Consider the following 1499-nt stretch of genomic DNA (forward strand, 5'->3'; position numbering starts at 1 on the left):
GATGTGGCGTGGCGCGGGTGGTGGGGGTAGCGAAGAGGCAACCAGACTTACCTGGGTCCGCCGGGTCTGTGGCCCGGTGACATGATGATTGATTGGGTGTCTCCCCTTCGCGCTGCGAAGGGGGTGCGGCCGCTCATTCTTTGGAGGCCCGCCCGGGTGGCCCCTGCGCGGCAGGGGTGTTCCGGGGCTGACAGTCGCCTGGCTGGAGCCGGCCGTGGTAGTTCCCCATCGGTTGATGATGGTGCTCTTCACTGTCCCTGCCGTTGCGTGTCACGGTGCTGGTCACCTTGGTCAGGTGGGTGGTGGTTCAGGTGGTGGTGAGGGCGTCGTCGCCGAGCTCGGTCAGGATGTGGCAGGCCTGCCGGACGATCTTGCGGGCCTCGGAGATCGCGGCGCGTTTCCCGCCGAGACGTTCCTTGACCTGCGCGTAGTAGGCGTGGTCGGGCGCGGTGCGGCGGGCGTGGGCCTTGCCGGCCTCGTAGACACACCAGCGCAGCACCGCCGGACCCTGCCTGGACAGGTGCCCGGGGGCGCGTTTCCCGGCCGAGGAATACACGGTGACGTCCAGCCCGGTGAACCGGACCGCCTTACGGGCCGAGGAGAACCGGCCCGCGCCGCCCAGCCAGCAGGTCAACGCCAGCGCGGTGATCGGCCCGACCCCATACAACCGGTCGGCCAGCACCCGCGCGCCGGTCAGGTGCCGGGCGGCGTGCAGCAACCGGGCGTGCACCGTGTCCAGGTGGCCTTCCAGCGTGGCGAGCAACTCCAGCGCGGTGCCGACTTGCAGCTGCCCGGCCGGGGACAGTTGCCCCGCCGCAACCACACGCAGCGCGTCGCGGCCCTGCACGGTCCGCAGATCACCGCCACCCGGAGCGCCCTGGTGGAACAAGACCGCGTGGATACGCTGCACCCAGGCGGTGTGCTCGACCCGCAGATCGCAATACAGCTCCAGCAACGCCCGGCACTCCAGCACATGACCCGGCGGGACCCAGCACTGCGGCAACCGCCCATCGGCCAGCACCTGCCGCAGATGCCGCGCATCGGCCCGATCGGTCTTGGCGTGCCGCTTGCGGCCCCGCAACGCCGCCGTGTCGGCCGGCTCAGCAACATGTGCCACCACCCCGGCCCGGGCCAGCTCCTCAGCCACATACCGCCAACCGGTACAGCCCTCCACCGCGAACTCGACATCACCCCGACCCGCGAAACGCTGCCCCAGCCACCCGGCCAAATGCACCCGATCGGCCGGGGCGATCTGACCACACCACACCTGCCCGGACTCCACCTCGAGATAGTCGAACGTGATCTGCTTCCGATGAACGTCCAATCCTCCTACGATAGACATCAGGGACCTCCTCAAGCTCCCAACGGGCACACCAGCGCCCGCAACGCAAACGGATAGATACAACCGATGATGATGCGACTGAGCTGAGGAGGTCACCTCAGCAGCCGCACCGATATCCCCAGCCCCGCCGCCAACGGGCCCATGCATGTCATCTTTG

Annotated in this window: 1 protein-coding gene; it reads right to left on the reverse strand. The window is 68.8% G+C overall.

Annotated features, from left to right (window positions below; all coding sequences use genetic code 11):
* Nucleotides 1–307: 307 nt before the first annotated feature.
* Complete coding sequence (locus A3ES_RS0145575) at nucleotides 308–1342, reverse strand: IS110 family RNA-guided transposase (RefSeq protein WP_026163813.1); 1035 nt, start codon at nucleotides 1340–1342, stop codon at nucleotides 308–310.
* Nucleotides 1343–1499: the final 157 nt, after the last annotated feature.

Source organism: Kribbella catacumbae DSM 19601 (assembly GCF_000372465.1).
Taxonomy (GTDB): domain Bacteria; phylum Actinomycetota; class Actinomycetes; order Propionibacteriales; family Kribbellaceae; genus Kribbella; species Kribbella catacumbae.